The 16,587-nt window shown below is 62.8% G+C and carries 20 protein-coding genes; 15 read left to right on the top strand and 5 right to left on the bottom strand.

Going from position 1 to position 16,587, the window contains the following annotated elements; all coding sequences use genetic code 11:
- The first annotated feature begins 58 nt into the window (after positions 1 to 58).
- From ACOKS3_RS19280 to queD, 14 genes are all read left to right on the top strand, one after another.
- The gene (locus tag ACOKS3_RS19280) at positions 59 to 1,216 is read left to right on the top strand and encodes an RNA-directed DNA polymerase (RefSeq protein ID WP_463581452.1); all 1,158 of its coding nucleotides are present in this window, start codon (positions 59 to 61) and stop codon (positions 1,214 to 1,216) included.
- Positions 1,217 to 1,290: 74 nt separating this feature from the next.
- Complete coding sequence (locus tag ACOKS3_RS19285; protein ID WP_422763891.1) at positions 1,291 to 1,641, top strand: hypothetical protein; 351 nt, start codon at positions 1,291 to 1,293, stop codon at positions 1,639 to 1,641.
- 15 nt (positions 1,642 to 1,656) lie between these two features.
- Positions 1,657 to 2,457, top strand: coding sequence for a hypothetical protein (locus tag ACOKS3_RS19290; RefSeq protein WP_422763892.1), 801 nt, complete (start codon positions 1,657 to 1,659; stop codon positions 2,455 to 2,457).
- A 199-nt stretch (positions 2,458 to 2,656) separates the two neighbouring features.
- Positions 2,657 to 3,151 (top strand): hypothetical protein, encoded by a 495-nt coding sequence (locus tag ACOKS3_RS19295; RefSeq protein WP_422763893.1) that lies wholly within the window; start codon positions 2,657 to 2,659, stop codon positions 3,149 to 3,151.
- A complete protein-coding gene (locus tag ACOKS3_RS19300) occupies positions 3,148 to 3,399 on the top strand; it encodes a hypothetical protein (protein ID WP_422763894.1) in 252 nt (83 codons plus the stop codon). Before ACOKS3_RS19295 ends, ACOKS3_RS19300 begins: the two co-directional genes overlap by 4 nt.
- A complete protein-coding gene (locus ACOKS3_RS19305) occupies positions 3,396 to 3,791 on the top strand; it encodes a hypothetical protein (RefSeq protein WP_422763895.1) in 396 nt (131 codons plus the stop codon). Before ACOKS3_RS19300 ends, ACOKS3_RS19305 begins: the two co-directional genes overlap by 4 nt.
- Complete coding sequence (locus ACOKS3_RS19310; protein WP_422763896.1) at positions 3,788 to 4,189, top strand: phage protein NinX family protein; 402 nt, start codon at positions 3,788 to 3,790, stop codon at positions 4,187 to 4,189. The genes ACOKS3_RS19305 and ACOKS3_RS19310 overlap by 4 nt, the downstream gene beginning before the upstream one ends.
- Positions 4,179 to 4,661 (top strand): hypothetical protein, encoded by a 483-nt coding sequence (locus tag ACOKS3_RS19315; RefSeq protein WP_422763897.1) that lies wholly within the window; start codon positions 4,179 to 4,181, stop codon positions 4,659 to 4,661. Before ACOKS3_RS19310 ends, ACOKS3_RS19315 begins: the two co-directional genes overlap by 11 nt.
- Before the next feature lie 46 nt (positions 4,662 to 4,707).
- A complete protein-coding gene (locus tag ACOKS3_RS19320; protein WP_422763898.1) occupies positions 4,708 to 4,899 on the top strand; it encodes a hypothetical protein in 192 nt (63 codons plus the stop codon).
- Between the two features lie 52 nt (positions 4,900 to 4,951).
- Entirely contained in the window at positions 4,952 to 5,266 is a 315-nt protein-coding gene (locus tag ACOKS3_RS19325; protein ID WP_422763899.1) for a hypothetical protein, read from the top strand.
- A gap of 37 nt (positions 5,267 to 5,303) precedes the next feature.
- Entirely contained in the window at positions 5,304 to 6,038 is a 735-nt protein-coding gene (locus ACOKS3_RS19330; protein ID WP_422763900.1) for a metallophosphoesterase, read from the top strand.
- A gap of 14 nt (positions 6,039 to 6,052) precedes the next feature.
- Entirely contained in the window at positions 6,053 to 6,229 is a 177-nt protein-coding gene (locus ACOKS3_RS19335; RefSeq protein WP_422763901.1) for a hypothetical protein, read from the top strand.
- 23 nt (positions 6,230 to 6,252) lie between these two features.
- On the top strand, positions 6,253 to 6,465 hold the full coding sequence (locus ACOKS3_RS19340; protein WP_054883587.1) for a helix-turn-helix transcriptional regulator: 213 nt from the start codon (positions 6,253 to 6,255) through the stop codon (positions 6,463 to 6,465).
- Between the two features lie 63 nt (positions 6,466 to 6,528).
- On the top strand, positions 6,529 to 6,885 hold the full coding sequence (queD, locus tag ACOKS3_RS19345; protein ID WP_103448138.1) for a 6-carboxytetrahydropterin synthase QueD: 357 nt from the start codon (positions 6,529 to 6,531) through the stop codon (positions 6,883 to 6,885).
- A gap of 7 nt (positions 6,886 to 6,892) precedes the next feature.
- On the opposite strand, the gene ACOKS3_RS19350 is transcribed toward queD, so the two are convergent.
- Complete coding sequence (locus tag ACOKS3_RS19350; protein ID WP_103448139.1) at positions 6,893 to 7,546, bottom strand: hypothetical protein; 654 nt, start codon at positions 7,544 to 7,546, stop codon at positions 6,893 to 6,895.
- A gap of 75 nt (positions 7,547 to 7,621) precedes the next feature.
- Positions 7,622 to 8,089, bottom strand: coding sequence for a DUF1289 domain-containing protein (locus ACOKS3_RS19355; protein ID WP_422763930.1), 468 nt, complete (start codon positions 8,087 to 8,089; stop codon positions 7,622 to 7,624).
- Between the two features lie 403 nt (positions 8,090 to 8,492).
- Between ACOKS3_RS19355 and acnB the strand changes: the two genes are divergently transcribed.
- A complete protein-coding gene (gene acnB / locus ACOKS3_RS19360; protein ID WP_103448141.1) occupies positions 8,493 to 11,102 on the top strand; it encodes a bifunctional aconitate hydratase 2/2-methylisocitrate dehydratase in 2,610 nt (869 codons plus the stop codon).
- A 120-nt stretch (positions 11,103 to 11,222) separates the two neighbouring features.
- On the opposite strand, the gene prpD is transcribed toward acnB, so the two are convergent.
- From prpD to acnD, 3 genes are all read right to left on the bottom strand, one after another.
- Entirely contained in the window at positions 11,223 to 12,707 is a 1,485-nt protein-coding gene (gene prpD / locus ACOKS3_RS19365) for a 2-methylcitrate dehydratase (RefSeq protein ID WP_103448142.1), read from the bottom strand.
- A gap of 68 nt (positions 12,708 to 12,775) precedes the next feature.
- Positions 12,776 to 13,966: a 2-methylaconitate cis-trans isomerase PrpF gene (gene prpF / locus ACOKS3_RS19370; RefSeq protein ID WP_103448143.1), complete on the bottom strand. Its 1,191-nt coding sequence runs from the start codon at positions 13,964 to 13,966 to the stop codon at positions 12,776 to 12,778.
- A 13-nt stretch (positions 13,967 to 13,979) separates the two neighbouring features.
- A complete protein-coding gene (gene acnD, locus ACOKS3_RS19375; protein ID WP_103448144.1) occupies positions 13,980 to 16,568 on the bottom strand; it encodes a Fe/S-dependent 2-methylisocitrate dehydratase AcnD in 2,589 nt (862 codons plus the stop codon).
- Positions 16,569 to 16,587 lie beyond the last annotated feature (19 nt).

Consider the following 16,587-nt stretch of genomic DNA (forward strand, 5'->3'; position numbering starts at 1 on the left):
AGATAGCACGATAGGTCGCAGTTCTCCGCCAACAACGCCTACAACATGGACTTTGAGGATGGCTGGCTCAACAACAACGACAAGAACAACGAGCGTCTCGTCCGCCCCGTCCGCAGATTCGCCCGTTGCGAGCTTCACCTTCGAGGAATTGGCCCAGGCCTACTACGATTGCCGACGGAACAAGCGGAACACCGCGAGCGCCCGACGCTTCGAAGTGGACATGGAGATCAATCTCCTCGACCTATTCGACGAGCTCCAGGCTGGCACCTACCAGCCAGGTCGCTCAATCTGCTTTGTGGTCACCCGGCCAAAGGCCCGCGAAGTATGGGCTGCCGACTTCCGCGACCGCATCGTGCACCACCTGCTGTACAACCGCATCGGCCCCGCCATCGAGCGCAGCTTCATAGCGGACAGCTGCGCCTGTATCCCAGGGCGCGGCACGCTGTACGCCGGTAAGCGAATGGAGGCGAAGATCCGCAGCCAGACACAGAACTGGTCGCGGCCGGGCTTCTACCTCAAGTGCGACCTAGCCAACTTCTTCGTGTCGATCGACAAGCGCGTGCTTGGCCGGCAGTTGGCCGGCCGTATCGATGACCCGTGGTTCAGGCGGCTGGCCCTGCAGGTGCTGATGCATGACCCGCGCGAGAACCACGTGGAGCGCAGCCCGGCGAACCTTTTCAACCGAGTACCGCAGCACAAGCGCCTCACCGCGCAGCCGGCGTACCTCGGTCTGCCCATCGGCAACCTGTCATCGCAGTTCTTCGCCAACGTCTACCTCGACGCCCTGGACCAGTTCTGCAAGCACACGCTCAGGGCCAAGCACTACATCCGATACGTCGATGACTTCGTGCTGCTGCATGAGTCACCGCAGCAGTTGAATGACTGGCTCCAGCAGATCGAAGACTTCCTGCCCAGCCTCGGCGTCAGGCTCAACCCTTCGAAGACCATACTGCAGCCAATTGACCGCGGCGTGGACTTCGTTGGGCATGTGATCAAGCCCTGGCGCCGCACCACGCGCAAGAAGTCAGTGGCTCAGGCCATGAAGCGTACCGCTGCGGCACCAGCAGAGAGCCTGCGCGAGACGGCCAACAGCTACTTCGGCCTGCTTGGCCAGGCCAGTCACAGCCAGAAAGACCGCGCCGCGCTGGCCAACCTGGTGCTGCGGCGCGGGCATGTGGTCAATGGCGCGCTGACGCAGACCTACCCGAAACGATAGCGCTGCCCGCCAGCGCCTTCCCCTATTCAACGATAACGCCTCCCCGGCGAGGGCGGCGCCTGCCTGGAGGCACCATGAAGATTCAGATCAGGACGCTCTACAAGTGCGGCTCCTGTGGCGACATCCACGACGATGAAGATGGAGCCAGGGAGTGCTGCCAGCCAGAAGTGGAGGAGATGTTCGAATGCCCAGTATGCAAGACCATCCACGACGGCGAAGACGAAGCTCGCTTGTGCTGCGAAAGCGACTCGATCAAGTGCCCGTCCTGCTATCGGGACCACTCATCCATCACGCTGTCGTTCCAGGCAATCAAGATCGCCGGCCACTGCACTACCTGCAACCCGATGTTCACCATCGACCCGCAGCAGGCCATCCAGGACCTGCACTACCACGAGACAGGGCGCCGCGAGCACCTTTTCGACTGACCGCCGGAGTTACCCATGCCCACAGAAAACCGATCCAGCAACACAGAGATGGTCAGCGTGCCGCCATACATTGGCCTGGAGCCGCTGGTTGGACGTTACTACCCCGCCCAATGCCGCCGTTGCGGTTGGGTTGGCAGCTCCGAAGAGTTGACCGAGGACGATGCGCAGTGCACACGCGACATTGGCGATCGCCTGTGCCTGGGCGACTGCGATGAACTTGAGCGCCATGATCTGCTGAACATCATCCAAGCCATGGCAGCCCCGCAGCCCCACCCCGAGCCTATAGCCTGGATGGTTGGTACTGCCATCTGGTGGACCAAAGAAGAGGCAGAGCGTGATGCGGCGGCGACTGGACTGCCGATTGTTGGCCTGGGGCCGATGGCCGGCGTAGCGCTTGCCGAGCAGCACCAGGCCGAGCCGGTGATCAATGCCGAACAGGTCTTGGGGGCTTATCAGTTCGCATCTTTTGGGCCTGCCAATCATCTGCGCGGAACAACCAATTGGTGCGCAGCCTTTGCGCAAGAGCTGAATCACCGAATCGGGGCTGACACGACCGAGGTCGAGCGGATCGGCAAAGAGCTTCGCGAGGTGCGTGAGGAGCGCGACGATCTGCGCCGCAGGGTCGATGATTTTCAGTCTCGCAGCCACGGAATCAAGAACCTTTCAGTGGTCGAGCAGCTGAACGACAAGCTGGCCGAAGCGCTCCGTGTAGCGAGTCAGGCGCACATGGCTCTGATCGGCTACCTACCAGCTCACCGCAACGACATAACCACGGCAGCCATCGCAGCGTGCGCCGCCCTTGAGCGCCAGCCGTGAGCTGGGAACAGTGGTGGGCCGAACTAGTGGCTATTGCCGCCAAGCACGGACACACGCCCGGCATGCCAGAGCTGTGGAAGGAATACAACTGGGCGCGTGGACAGACCCCGCAAGAAGCCTACTTGGCTGAATACTCTCTCGATTTCTAACCCCTCTCCCCTCTATTCACTGCCGCGATATGGCGGCCAAGGACGAAGTCATGCCTGAAGAAAACCAATTGCACCCAGACGTGGCGCGCATTTACGACATTTTCGGCCTGCATCACTCGCATCCGATCAGCGTTCTTGAGGTCAACGTCAGGAACACAAAGCGCTTCTCCGACCTTCTTCAGGCTGTGGAGAGTGAATTCCTGATGGTGCCTGGCACCCCTTCGGACGAGCCCGAAGATGAAGGCTTCCCGGTTGATGATGAATGCCTGGTCAACCGGTGGGGATCAACCCAGGAAGAGTACATCGAGCAGTTCCGGGCAGCGCTCGAGCACCTGAACGGGAAGAGCCGGACCATCACGCTGGCGGGCTGTGAATACACGGAAGATGACCTCATCGGCACTGCGGTCAGGTGTGTCAGCGGAACCAGCAGGCAGAAGACCCAACGCTGGGTGCTCATGATGGACGCCTTTGTATGCGGCTCAGGCGTAGCCCAAGCGCTGTGCCGGCGTTACGGGCTGGACCCGGACGAGGGCCTGCGCAAATGACCCGCCTCGCCCTCTGCCTCCTGCTGCTGGCCACCGGCGCCAGCGCAACCGAGAACGTCATCGACGTGCAGCACGACAGCCAGCGCGGCGTCACCTGCTACCTGCTGAACGGGGTCGGAATCAGCTGCATTCCCGACAGCCAGCTGCAGGCCGGCAACGAGCGCCAACTCTCCCCGCACGAAACCCAACCCGAACCTACACCCGTACTGGCGCCTGGGCGCTGGATTGATGAGAGGTATGAGCTGTGACAAAAGCCGCGCGCAAAGATGTGCTCGACGAAATGACCAAAGAAGACTTGGTGGACTGGATCAGGTCGCAGCACTTTTTCATCAAGCCCAAGAGAAGTGACGTCCTGTACCTGCGCTGGAGCCGGCAATCGGCGGCCGTCATTGATGAGATGGAGAAGGAAAACCGCGCACTTGACCACCTCGACTTTGGTGAGCGTGATCGCCTGGCCACGCAATTCAACGCGTCGCAAGACCCGAATGAACGCCTTCGGCTGATCGAGAAGATCGAGCCCTATGGCAAGGCCATGAGGGACCATCTGACCCGCTCCGAGGCGATCAACCGCAAGCAGAAGCGCGTTGACGCTCTCTACGAGCAAATCGATGTGGAGCGTAAGAAGGAGCAGCGAGCATGACCGACCTGATCGAAGTGAAGGCGTCCAACCTGATCGGGGCGCCCTTGGACTGGGCGGTGGCCATGGCCGAAGGATTCACCATAGACCCGGAATGCCGGACAACTGTGTGGCACCGCGACGGCGTGCCTACCAGCATCAGCATCCGAGGCGCAGCGGAGGGTTTCGGTTACCGCCCATCCACCTACTGGGCACAAGGCTGCCAGTTAATCGACAGGCATCGCGGCAGCGCCCAGCACTGCCCAGGCCTGGCCGATGACGTCTGCTACAGCGGTGGGCCGGAGGGCGCGGGAGTCTGGTGCTACGGCCCCACCGCCCTCGTCGCGTTCTGCCGAGGCCTCGTCCACTACAAGCTCGGCGAAACCATCAAAGTGCCGAAGGAGCTATGCCATGAGCAGTGACTGCGAAAAATTGAAGGCCTTGGCCGAGGCCACAGGCGGGGTGTCATGGACCTGGTGGACCAGCAACTCCACCCTGCGGCTTACAACGGATAGGGACGGTAGGCACGGTGCAGATGGCGACGCGCTGAGCGCCCATGGGGACAGCATCCACTGCCCGGAGGAATACCGCGAGTTCATCGCTGCGGTACACCCGGCTGCAGTGCTTGTCCTGCTCGCCGAGAACGAGGCCCTACGCAAGGATGCAGAGCGCAGCAAGCGCATGCTTTTGGATGCCTGCGTCTCCATCGGCAGCATTGGCGAAGCCCTCGGCCTGGACATGGATGCCGACGCCGACATGATGGTCGGCACGGCCCGCGATCTGATCGATGGCCTGAACCGCATCATCCAGGAATGCCCACTTGGGAGCCCTGGCTTTGCCATCGCCACCGAGGTGATGGGAGAGCTTGGCGTGCAGCAGGAGGTCCAACCATGATCCTGCCCCTGATGTACATGGCCTACCTGATCTACAGGGGGCCGCGATGATCCCGCGCAAAGGCTGGCTCCGGCGCCAGCTCGAATCGGCGTTGATCCTGCTGGCCGCCTGGATCCTCGGCGGCCGGAACGTCGCGCGCTCACCGGTCGTCTCGCGCCGCGACAACAACGAGATGTTTGAGATGGGCTGGGAGCTTCGAGCCATCGCCCGCCGCATCCGCAAGCAGTACAGCGAGTAACCCCTCCCCCTACTACTCAAGCCCGCCGACATGCGCGGGCATGGAGAGACTCATGCTCAATTTCTTGGCCCGCCTGTTCAAGCGCAAGAAGAAGCCGGCACAACGCGCCGCGCTCGGCCCGACCGGGTATGCCCGTGGCCACAGCCCGGCATCCGGCCGGCAAGACCCGATGCTCGACCCGCTCAACCCCATGAGCCCGGTCAGCCCTATGCATCCCATACATCTGGCGGACAGCTACGAGCCCGCTCGCTCGAGCAGTTCGTGCGCCAGTCGGGACTACAGCACCTACGACAGCGGCAGCAGCTACTCGTCGAGCGACAGCAGCAGTTCCAGCGATAGCGGTTCCAGCTCGAGCAGCTGCGACTGACCACCAACCTGCCGCCACCGGCGGCGTGGAGACACCAATGCTCGAAAACATCGAGGTGTTGCGCATCAAGCGCTTCGCCAGGAACACGGCTGGCCGCGATTTCGCGGTTGGCGACATTCACGGGCACTTCACCCGCCTGCAGAGCGCCCTGGACGCAGTCGGCTTCGATCCGGCAGCTGACCGGCTGTTCAGTGTCGGCGACCTGGTCGACCGTGGGCCTGAATGTCGGGATGTGCTCGCCTGGTTGGCCAAGCCATGGTTCCACCCAGTGCGCGGCAACCACGACGACTATGTATGCCGGTTCGATACCTGCGACGTAGACAACTGGGTCTACAACGGCGGCGCCTGGTTCGCCGGCCTGGCCTGGGATGAGCAGCGAGAGTTCGCCGCTCAGTTCCGCGAGCTGCCGATCGCCATAGAGGTGGAGACGCCCGGCGGCCTGGTGGGTGTCGTGCACGCGGACTGCCCTTTCCCGTCCTGGGATCAGTTGCGGTCCGGTCTTGAAGCGCCCGAGACCGCCAAGCAGTTGCGACTGACGCAAAACACCTGCATGTGGTCGCGCAGCCGAATTCAGGATGGCGACAAGGAGGGCGTCCAAGGCTTGCGCGCCCTTGTATGTGGGCACACCCCGCTCCGGCAGCCGGCCGTGCTCGGCAATGTTTTCCACATCGACACCGCCGGCTGGATGGATGGCCATTTCACTCTTCTTGATCTGGCCACCCTCCAATGCACACCACCTATTAACCCGAAGATCACTCACGACTGGGACTGAGCCAGGAGCCATCCATGAACCTGATCGACTGCTACGTCACGAAGATCCTCGGCGAGCCGTACCGCAAGTTCGGCGCCTGGTGGGTCGATGTCGAGTGCAACGCATGGGGCAGCACCAGCAAGACCAGGCTCATGTTCCGCACCGAGGAAGCCGCCCGGGCGGCGAAGGTCGGGCATCACTTTCTCGCCTGACCCTCTATATAAAGGAGACACCCATGCGACACGCAGAAAACATTGACCGCTTCCTGCGCCTCGACGAGGTGCTGCACGTGACCGGGATCGGACGGAACACCGTCTATCGCAGAATCCGTGAGGGCACCTTTCCAAAACAGGTTAAGATAGGACCCAATTCAGTCGCCTGGCGCCAGTCAGACATCACCCAGTGGATGACCTCTTTCGAGCCCAGCAACGACCAATCAGTACATTGAGCAGTACATTGAAACACCAATTTCCGCTCAAGCCCTTATCCCACCAGCTATACAGGTCCACCAGTGGAAATCTTCAAGGAATTTACATTCGAATCGGCCCACCGCCTGCCCCACGTCCCTGAAGGGCACAAGTGCGGCCGCCTGCACGGCCACTCGTTCAAGGTCGGCCTGCACCTGACCGGCCCGCTTGACCCGCACACTGGCTGGATCCGCGATTTCGCCGAGGTCAAGGCGATCTTCAAGCCGATCTACGAGCAGTTGGACCACAACTACCTGAACGACATCCCAGGCCTGGAAAACCCCACCAGCGAAGTGATCGCCAAGTGGATCTGGCAACAGGTCAAGCCGCTGATGCCGGAGTTGTCGAAGGTGCGTATCCACGAAACCTGCACCAGCGGGTGCGAATATACCGGCGACTGATCGAAGGCTAGCCTTTGAACGCGGGGTGAGGCACGTTTTCGATTTCCAGCGATATCAGGCCTGGCGTGCCGCTGACGGTGTTCAGCAACCATGCCCCACGCTTGTAGTACCGCCTGGCCAACCTACCGGACGGGCTGAGCAATTCGATATTGCAATGACGTTGCCCTTTGCTCAGATTACTGAGATCCAGGCCTCCGAGGCTCCAGAGCATCGAGGTGCTCTCGGCTCCCAGAGCCCCGGCTCTTTGGCTGGGGCGCCTCATGGCCACATAACCGGACCAGGGGCTGGGATTGTTCTCGAGGATCCAGTTGTACGGTGTCCATACCCTGTCATAGGGCCGGATCTCATACCGTAGCTTGGCCCCGCTCCGGTCCTGGCGAAGGTTGTACGCGCCAAACCAGAACAGTTCGCAGTACCTGTGCTCCGAGGTCCGGTAGTCTGATGGCCCTAGCTGCAGCACCTTCACACCCTCAGGTTCCGCCCTCAGGTAGCGGTCCCAATGATCGTTGTGCACGAACCCTTCGCTGCCGAACTGGACCCAGATCGGCGCAAGGGCGTGGTCCAGCGTGTCCCACTGCTCGGCCTGGATGAAACCGCCCGAGACCTGCCACCAGCAGCGCGCCAGAAAAGAAAAACCGGGGTTGAAGTTGTAATCGCTCATGCTGACTCTCCGCTTCAGTTCGTGGAGAGACCGACGCTAGGTCAACCCGGGCATGAGCGTCAGAGGGAAAGCGGGCTACTCAAGTGCCTGCTTGAGGAACGCAGGGGCGATGTAGCGCTGGTAATGCGCCTCGGACAAGAGGAAGAACTCGCGGTCGATGGCGTCGCGCAGCTGCGGCAGTTCCCAATCGCGAAACTCCGGCAACAGCACCATGCCGTAGGCTTCCAGCTCACGAATCATCCGCGCCCCACGGGCAATCAGCTGGTAGGCCCAGCAGTATTCCGACTGCTGCTCGACGAAGCGGATGGAGCGCTGCTGCAACTGCTGGCGCAGCAAGTCTTTGTCGAACACTTCCAGCTTGGCCATCATCACCTGCACCAACAGCTGCTCCAGGCGCAGCCAGACGGCACGCTTCTGCTCGTCGGCGTAACCGTTCCAGTTGATCACTTCATGGTGGAAACGCTTGCAGCCACGGCAAACCGTGTCCCCGTAAACAGTGGAGCAAAGGCCGACGCAAGGGGTCTTGATGGACTGGTTGGACATTGAAAACAACGGCTTGGCGGTGGAACACGGGGTCATGTTAGCCCTTTGTCTAACCAGGGTCACCCGTTAAAGTCATGATCGCTGCCTTACCTTCGGGCTTTTTTTACCGTAGAATCATCCCGCCTTTTCAAGGCAACAATGTCCGTTGGAAGCTGTTTTCAAAGCGTCACGAGCACAGTTCATCCGGTAGAACGGCGTTGGCCCGGGCCATGCATCCTCGCATGCCCGTGCCAGCCCTCATCAGCTCCCGTTCTGCAGGCGTAAAACTTTGAAAGCAGCTTCTGTAAGGATTCTTTGCGACTCTGGCTGGGCGGCCCACAAAGCCGTGGCAGCGCATGGGTGCATTGAATGCTGGATGAGCGTCCCGGACTCCCTTTAGGGACCACTGATGAGGGTAATAACTGTGCTTGAAGCCTACCGCAAACACATCGAAGAGCGTGCCGCCCTGGGTATCGTGCCCCAGCCGCTGAACGCCGAACAAACTGCAGGCCTGGTCGAGCTGCTGAAAAACCCGCCGGCCGGCGAAGAAGCCTTCCTCGTAGACCTGATCACCAACCGCGTTCCACCAGGGGTCGACGAAGCTGCCTACGTCAAGGCCGCTTTCCTCTCCGCCGTCGCCAAGGGCGAAGCCAAGTCGCCACTGATCGACCGCAAGCACGCTGCTGAACTGCTGGGCACCATGCAGGGCGGCTACAACATCGAGACGCTGGTTGCGCTGCTCGACGACGCCGATCTGGGCGCCGTCGCGGCCGAACAGCTCAAGCACACCCTGCTGATGTTCGATGCCTTCCACGACGTGGCCGAAAAAGCCAAGGCCGGCAACGCTCACGCCAAGGCCGTGCTGGAATCCTGGGCTGCCGGCGAGTGGTTCACCTCGCGTCCGGCCATCGCCGACAAGTACACCCTGACCGTGTTCAAGGTGCCTGGCGAAACCAACACCGACGACCTGTCCCCGGCTCCAGACGCCTGGTCGCGCCCTGACATCCCGTTGCACGCCCTGGCCATGCTGAAAATGGCCCGTGACGGCATCGAGCCGTCGCAGCCGGGTTCGGTCGGCCCGCTGGCACAGATCGAAGCGGTCAAGGCCAAGGGCTTCCCGGTGGCTTACGTCGGTGACGTGGTCGGTACCGGTTCCTCGCGTAAATCCGCCACCAACTCGGTGCTGTGGTTCTTCGGCGACGACATCCCGTACGTGCCGAACAAGCGCGCCGGTGGCTTCTGCTTCGGCACCAAGATCGCCCCGATCTTCTACAACACCATGGAAGACGCCGGCGCCCTGCCGATCGAATTCGACTGCACCAACCTGGCCATGGGCGACGTCATCGACGTTTACCCGTTCAAAGGTGAAGTGCGCCGTCACGGCAGCGACGAGCTGGTCACCGAGTTCGCGCTGAAAACCGAAGTGCTGCTGGACGAAGTCCGTGCTGGCGGCCGTATCCCGCTGATCGTCGGCCGTGGCCTGACCGAAAAAGCCCGTGCCGAACTGGGCCTGGGTACTTCCGACCTGTTCAAGAAACCAGAGCAGCCTGCCGACACCGGCAAGGGCTTCACCCTGGCGCAGAAGATGGTCGGCCGTGCCTGCGGCCTGCCAGAAGGCCAGGGCGTGCGTCCAGGTGCCTACTGCGAGCCGAAGATGACCACCGTCGGCTCCCAGGACACCACTGGCCCGATGACCCGCGACGAGCTGAAAGACCTGGCATGCCTGGGCTTCTCCGCTGACCTGGTGATGCAGTCGTTCTGCCACACCGCGGCCTATCCGAAGCCGATCGACGTCAACACCCACCACACCCTGCCAGACTTCATCCGCACCCGTGGCGGCGTGTCGCTGCGCCCGGGCGACGGCATCATCCACAGCTGGCTGAACCGCATGCTGATGCCTGATACCGTGGGTACCGGTGGCGACTCGCACACCCGCTTCCCGATCGGCATCTCGTTCCCGGCCGGTTCCGGCCTGGTGGCCTTCGCCGCCGCCACCGGCGTCATGCCGCTGGACATGCCAGAATCGATCCTGGTGCGCTTCAAGGGCAAACTGCAGCCAGGCATCACCCTGCGTGACCTGGTGCATGCCATCCCTTACTACGCCATCCAGAAGGGCCTGCTGACCGTCGAGAAGAAAGGCAAGAAAAACGCCTTCTCCGGCCGCATCCTGGAAATCGAAGGCCTGGACGACCTGACCGTCGAGCAAGCCTTCGAGCTGTCCGACGCCTCGGCCGAGCGTTCCGCTGCCGGTTGCACCATCAAGCTGCCGGAAAAGGCCATCGCCGAGTACCTGCAGTCCAACATCACCCTGCTGCGCTGGATGATCGGCGAAGGCTACGGCGATGCCCGCACCCTGGAGCGTCGCGCCCAGGCCATGGAAGCCTGGCTGGCCAAGCCTGAGCTGCTGTCGGCCGACGCCGATGCCGAATACGCCGAAATCATCGAAATCGACCTGGCCGACGTGAAAGAGCCTGTGCTCTGCGCGCCGAACGACCCGGACGATGCCCGCCTGCTGTCCTCGGTACAGGGCGAGAAGATCGACGAAGTGTTCATCGGTTCGTGCATGACCAACATCGGTCACTTCCGCGCTGCCGGCAAGCTGCTGGACAAGGTCAAGGGCGGTATCCCGACCCGCCTGTGGCTGGCCCCGCCAACCAAGATGGACGCCCACCAGCTGACCGAAGAAGGCTACTACGGCATCTACGGCAAGGCCGGTGCGCGCATGGAAATGCCAGGCTGCTCGCTGTGCATGGGTAACCAGGCACGTGTGCAGACCGGTTCGACCGTGGTTTCCACTTCGACCCGTAACTTCCCGAACCGTCTGGGCGACGCTACCAACGTGTACCTGGCCTCGGCCGAGCTGGCTGCGGTCGCTTCGATCATCGGCAAGCTGCCGACCGTCGAAGAGTACATGCAGTACGCCAAGGACATCGACAGCATGGCTGCCGACGTCTACCGCTACCTGAGCTTCGATCAGATCGCCGAGTTCCGCGAAGCGGCAGCCAACGCCAAGATCCCGGTGGTTCAGGCATAAGCATCGGTTGTAGGCTGTAAACAAAGCCCCGGCAGAAATGCCGGGGCTTTTTTATTCATCCTGGCAATGCAATTCCTGTAGGAGCGGGCTTGCCCCGCGAATTGGCCAGCACAGGCAACCTCAAATCACGAACAACTCCACAAACCGGTGCACTGCCATCTGCTCCAGCTGTTGCTGATCCTTGCACAGCTCGAAAATCTGCTGACAGCGCTGCCGCACAAAGCGCGTCGCCAGGTTTTCCCTGAACTTGGCCTCCAGCAGCGGTATCCCCTCCTCCCGCCGCCGCCGATGCCCGATCGGATACTCCACCGACACCTGCTCGGTGCTGCTGCCATCCTTGAAGAACACCTGCACGGCATTGGCAATCGAGCGCTTGTCCGCTTCCAGGTATTCGCGGCTGAAGCGCGGGTCTTCAACTACCTCCATCTTCTCGCGCAGGCGATCGATGCTCGGATGGTTGGCATGGAAGGCATCTTCATAATGCTCGGCCACCAGGTGACCGAAGATCAGCGGCACCGCCACCATGTACTGCAGGCAGTGGTCACGGTCAGCGGCGTTGGCCAACGGGCCGCTCTTGGAAATGATGCGGATCGCCGACTCCTGGGTGGTAATGACGATGCGGTCGATTTCATGCAGGCGGTTACGCACCAGCGGATGCAGGGTGACCGCCGCCTCGCAGGCCGTCTGGGCATGGAATTCGGCGGGAAAGCTAACCTTGAACAATACGTTTTCCATCACGTAACTGGCCAGCGGTTGCGGCACGCGCAATTCGTACTGGCCGGCAGGCTTGAGCGCCAGGTCCTTGTTGGTGTGGCTGAACGACACATCGTAGAAACCCCATTGCGGCGCAGTCAGCACGCCCGGCACGCCCATCTCCCCACGCAGCGCGATATCGGCCAGGCGCACACCACGGCTGGAGGCGTCACCGGCCGCCCAGGACTTGCGCGAGCCGGCATTGGGCGCATGCCGATAAGTGCGCAGCGCCTGGCCATCGACGAAGGCATGAGACAAGGCTGAAAGCATCTGCTCGCGGTTGGCACCCATCAGCCTGGCGCATACGGCGGTCGAGGCCACCTTGACCAGTATCACGTGATCGAGGCCCACACGATTGAAGGAGTTCTCAAGCGCCAGCACGCCCTGGATCTCGTGAGCCATGACCATCGCTTCGAGCACGTCGCGCATCAGCAGCGGCGCTTCGCCGCTGGCCACACGCTTCTGCGACAGGTGATCGGCAACCGCCAGGATGCCGCCAAGGTTGTCGGAAGGATGCGCCCACTCGGCGGCCAGCCAGGTATCGTTGTAGTCCAGCCAGCGCACGGTGCAGCCGATATCCCAGGCCGCCTTGACCGGGTCGAGGCGATAGGCGGTACCGGGAACGCGCGCGCCATTGGGTACCACGGTGCCTTCCACCAGCGGGCCGAGAAGCTTGGTGCATTCAGGGAAGCGCAGGGCCAGCAGGCCGCAGCCGAGGGTGTCCATCAGGCAGTTGCGTGCGGTGTCCAGGGCTTCAGGGGATTCGACCCGGTATGTGAGGGCGTAGTCGGCGAGGGTTTGCAGCACCCGGTCGTAGTCCGGGCGGTCGTTCAGGTCCACATTGGCGCTCATAGCCAGCTCCTGTGAAGTTGGGGCTGCATTGCAGCCCTACTCATCCCAAGCCGAGCGCCAGTGGTGCGTTAGAAGCTATCGCCAGGCACGCGAACCCAGCCCTCCATCAGCACGCGAGCACTGCGGCTCATGATTGCCTTGGTCACCGTCCACTGGCCATCCACCTGGCGCGCCTCGGCCCCGACCCGCAAGGTGCCGGACGGATGACCGAAACGCACGGCACTGCGCTCACCCCCGCCCGCAGCGAGGTTGACCAAGGTGCCTGGAATGGCCGCGGCGGTACCGATGGCCACGGCCGCGGTACCCATCATCGCGTGGTGCAGCTTGCCCATGGACAACGCACGCACCAGCAGGTCGATGTCACCAGCCGCAACCGCCTTGCCACTGGACGCAGTGTAGGTGCTCGGCGGGGCAACGAAAGCCACCTTCGGCGTGTGCTGACGCCCGGCAGCCTGGTCGACATGCTCGATCAGGCCCATGCGCACGGCGCCATAGGCGCGGATGGTCTCGAAACGCAGCAGCGCCTGTGGGTCGCCGTTGATCGCATCCTGCAATTCGGTACCGGTGTAACCGATGTCGGCGGCATTGACGAACACGGTCGGGATGCCAGCGTTGATCAAGGTCGCCTTGAAGGTGCCGACACCCGGCACTTCCAGGTCGTCCACCAGGTTGCCGGTGGGGAACATCGCCCCACCATCGCCATCCTCGTCGGCGGCCGGGTCAAGGAACTCCAGCTGCACTTCGGCGGCCGGGAAAGTCACGCCGTCCAGTTCGAAGTCGCCGGTTTCCTGCACTTCGCCTTCGGTGATCGGTACATGGGCGATGATGGTCTTGCCAATGTTGGCCTGCCAGATGCGCACGGTGGCGATGCCGTTGCGCGGAATGCGCGCCGGATCGACCAGGCCGTTGCTGATGGCGAACGAGCCGACTGCGGCAGACAGGTTGCCGCAGTTGCCGCTCCAGTCGACGAAGGCCTTGTCGATGGCGACCTGGCCGAACAGGTAATCGACATCGTGCCCGGGCTTGATGCTCTTCGACAGGATCACCGTCTTGCTGGTGCTCGAAGTGGCGCCGCCCATGCCGTCGATCTGCTTGGCATAAGGGTCGGGGCTGCCGATCACCCGCAACAGCAAGGCGTCGCGCGCCGGACCTGGGACCTGGGCCACTTCCGGCAGGTCTTGCAGGCGGAAGAACACGCCCTTGCTGGTACCGCCACGGATGTACGTGGCGGGGATTCTCACTTGCGCTACATGTGCCATGTTCAAGTCCTGTTCAAGCGGTCGCTTCGAGGAAGTCCTGGGCAAAGCGCTGCAGCACCCCGCCCGCCTCATAGATCGACACTTCTTCAGCAGTGTCCAGGCGGCAGGTGACCGGCACTTCGACTCGCTCGCCATTGCGCCGCGTGACCACCAGAGTCAGCGTCGCCCGTGGCTTGCGCTGGCCGAGCACGTCATAGGTCTCGCTGCCATCCAGGCCGAGGGTCTTGCGGTCGGTGCCCGGCTTGAACTCCAGCGGCAACACGCCCATGCCCACCAGGTTGGTGCGGTGAATGCGCTCGAAGCCCTCGGCGACGATCGCCTCGACACCGGCCAGGCGCACGCCCTTGGCCGCCCAGTCACGGGACGAGCCCTGGCCATAGTCGCCACCGGCAACGATGATCAGCGGCTGCTTGCGCTCCATGTAGGTTTCGATGGCCTCCCACATGCGGGTGACCTTGCCTTCCGGCTCGATGCGCGCCAGCGAGCCTTGCTTCACGCTGCCGTCGTCCTTGCGCACCATTTCGTTGAACAGCTTGGGGTTGGCGAAGGTGGCGCGCTGCGCGGTCAGGTGGTCACCACGGTGGGTGGCGTAGGAGTTGAAGTCCTCCTCCGGCAGGCCCATCTTCGCCAGGTATTCACCCGCAGCGCTGTCGAGCAGGATGGCGTTGGACGGCGACAGGTGGTCGGTGGTGATGTTGTCCGGCAGCACCGCCAGCGGGCGCATGCCACGCAGTGTGCGTTCACCGGCCAAGGCCCCTTCCCAGTAAGGCGGGCGGCGGATATAGGTGCTCATCGGGCGCCATTCGTACAGCGGCGCGACTTTCGGCCCGCGGTCTTCCTCGATGGCGAACATCGGGATATAGACCTTGCGGAACTGCTCCGGCTTCACCGCTGCCCGCACGACTGCATCGATTTCCTCGTCGCTCGGCCAGATGTCCTTGAGGCGGATTTCCTTGCCGTCGACCACGCCCAGCACGTCCTTTTCGATGTCGAAGCGGATGGTGCCGGCAATCGCGTAGGCCACCACCAGCGGCGGCGAGGCGAGGAACGCCTGCTTGGCGTAAGGGTGGATACGCCCGTCGAAGTTGCGGTTGCCCGAAAGCACGGCGGTGGCGTACAGGTCACGGTCGATGATTTCCTGCTGGATCACCGGGTCCAGTGCGCCGGACATGCCATTGCAGGTGGTGCAGGCGAAGGCGACGATGCCGAAGCCCAGTTGCTCCAGCTCCTTTTCCAGCCCCGCTTCTTCCAGGTATAGCTGCACGGCCTTGGAGCCGGGTGCCAGCGACGACTTGACCCACGGCTTGCGGTTGAGGCCGAGCTTGTTCGCGTTGCGCGCCAGGAGGCCGGCGGCAATCACGTTGCGCGGGTTGCTGGTGTTGGTGCAGCTGGTGATGGCGGCGATGATCACCGCGCCGTCGGGCATCTGCCCCGGCACTTCTTCCCAGGCGCCAGCGATGCCCTTGGCCGCCAGGTCGCTGGTAGCGACGCGGGCGTGCGGGTTGGACGGGCCGGCCATGTTGCGCACCACGCTCGACAGGTCGAAGCTCAGGGTACGTTCGTATTCGGCCTTGGCCAGGCTGTCGGCCCACAGGCCGGCAACCTTGGCGTAGGTTTCCACCAGCTGCACCTGCTGATCATCGCGGCCGGTCAGCTTGAGGTAGTCGATGGTCTGCTGGTCGATGGCGAACATCGCAGCGGTGGCGCCGTATTCCGGGGCCATGTTGGAGATCGTGGCGCGGTCGCCCAGGGTCAAGGCGCGGGCGCCTTCGCCATGGAACTCGAGGTAGGCGCCGACGACTTTCTGCTTGCGCAGGAACTCGGTGAGGGCCAGCACCAGGTCGGTGGCGGTGATGTTCGGTGCCAGCTTGCCGGTCAGCTCGACGCCGACGATTTCCGGCAGGCGCATCCACGAGGCGCGGCCCAGCATGACGTTTTCGGCTTCCAGGCCGCCGACACCGATGGCGATCACGCCCAGGGCGTCGACATGCGGAGTGTGGCTGTCGGTGCCGACGCAGGTGTCCGGATAGGCCACGCCGCGGTCGCTGTGGATGACCGGCGACATCTTCTCCAGGTTGATCTGGTGCATGATGCCGTTGCCGGGCTGGATCACGTCGACGTTCTTGAACGCCTTCTTGGTCCAGTTGATGAAATGGAAGCGGTCTTCGTTACGACGGTCTTCGATGGCGCGGTTCTTCTCGAACGCCTGTGGGTCGAAGCCACCGCACTCCACGGCCAGGGAGTGGTCGACGATCAGTTGCACCGGCACCACCGGGTTGACCTGGGCCGGGTCACCGCCTTTGTCGGCGATGGCATCACGCAAGCCGGCGAGGTCGACCAGGGCGGTCTGGCCGAGGATGTCATGGCACACCACGCGGGCCGGGAACCATGGGAAGTCGAGGTCGCGCTTGCGCTCGATCAGCTGGCCCAGCGAGGCGTCGAGGGTGGCCGGGTCGCAGCGGCGCACCAGGTTTTCGGCCAGCACGCGTGAGGTATACGGCAGGCTGTCGTAGGCACCGGGCTTGATGGCCTCGACGGCAGCGCGGGCATCGAAGTAGTCCAGGGCTGTGCCTGGCAGGTTCTTGCGGAATGCAGTATTCATCTTGGAGTCAGGCTCGGTC

This window comes from Pseudomonas sp. HS6-2, assembly GCF_049325675.2.
Taxonomy (GTDB): domain Bacteria; phylum Pseudomonadota; class Gammaproteobacteria; order Pseudomonadales; family Pseudomonadaceae; genus Aquipseudomonas; species Aquipseudomonas putida_N.

Bases quoted from the DNA above. Each gene is read 5' to 3' on its own strand.
- ACOKS3_RS19310 (WP_422763896.1), top strand. From the start codon at position 3,788: ATGACCGACCTGATCGAAGTGAAGGCGTCCAACCTGATCGGGGCGCCC.
- prpF (WP_103448143.1), bottom strand. From the start codon at position 13,966: ATGGCACATGTAGCGCAAGTGAGAATCCCCGCCACGTACATCCGTGGC.
- ACOKS3_RS19350 (WP_103448139.1), bottom strand. From the start codon at position 7,546: ATGAGCGATTACAACTTCAACCCCGGTTTTTCTTTTCTGGCGCGCTGC.
- acnD (WP_103448144.1), bottom strand. From the start codon at position 16,568: ATGAATACTGCATTCCGCAAGAACCTGCCAGGCACAGCCCTGGACTAC.
- ACOKS3_RS19325 (WP_422763899.1), top strand. From the start codon at position 4,952: ATGCTCAATTTCTTGGCCCGCCTGTTCAAGCGCAAGAAGAAGCCGGCA.
- ACOKS3_RS19290 (WP_422763892.1), top strand. From the start codon at position 1,657: ATGCCCACAGAAAACCGATCCAGCAACACAGAGATGGTCAGCGTGCCG.
- prpD (WP_103448142.1), bottom strand. From the start codon at position 12,707: ATGAGCGCCAATGTGGACCTGAACGACCGCCCGGACTACGACCGGGTG.
- ACOKS3_RS19295 (WP_422763893.1), top strand. From the start codon at position 2,657: ATGCCTGAAGAAAACCAATTGCACCCAGACGTGGCGCGCATTTACGAC.
- ACOKS3_RS19300 (WP_422763894.1), top strand. From the start codon at position 3,148: ATGACCCGCCTCGCCCTCTGCCTCCTGCTGCTGGCCACCGGCGCCAGC.
- ACOKS3_RS19315 (WP_422763897.1), top strand. From the start codon at position 4,179: ATGAGCAGTGACTGCGAAAAATTGAAGGCCTTGGCCGAGGCCACAGGC.
- ACOKS3_RS19335 (WP_422763901.1), top strand. From the start codon at position 6,053: ATGAACCTGATCGACTGCTACGTCACGAAGATCCTCGGCGAGCCGTAC.
- ACOKS3_RS19340 (WP_054883587.1), top strand. From the start codon at position 6,253: ATGCGACACGCAGAAAACATTGACCGCTTCCTGCGCCTCGACGAGGTG.
- ACOKS3_RS19285 (WP_422763891.1), top strand. From the start codon at position 1,291: ATGAAGATTCAGATCAGGACGCTCTACAAGTGCGGCTCCTGTGGCGAC.
- ACOKS3_RS19320 (WP_422763898.1), top strand. From the start codon at position 4,708: ATGATCCCGCGCAAAGGCTGGCTCCGGCGCCAGCTCGAATCGGCGTTG.
- ACOKS3_RS19280 (WP_463581452.1), top strand. From the start codon at position 59: ATGGCTGGCTCAACAACAACGACAAGAACAACGAGCGTCTCGTCCGCC.
- ACOKS3_RS19330 (WP_422763900.1), top strand. From the start codon at position 5,304: ATGCTCGAAAACATCGAGGTGTTGCGCATCAAGCGCTTCGCCAGGAAC.
- ACOKS3_RS19355 (WP_422763930.1), bottom strand. From the start codon at position 8,089: ATGTCCAACCAGTCCATCAAGACCCCTTGCGTCGGCCTTTGCTCCACT.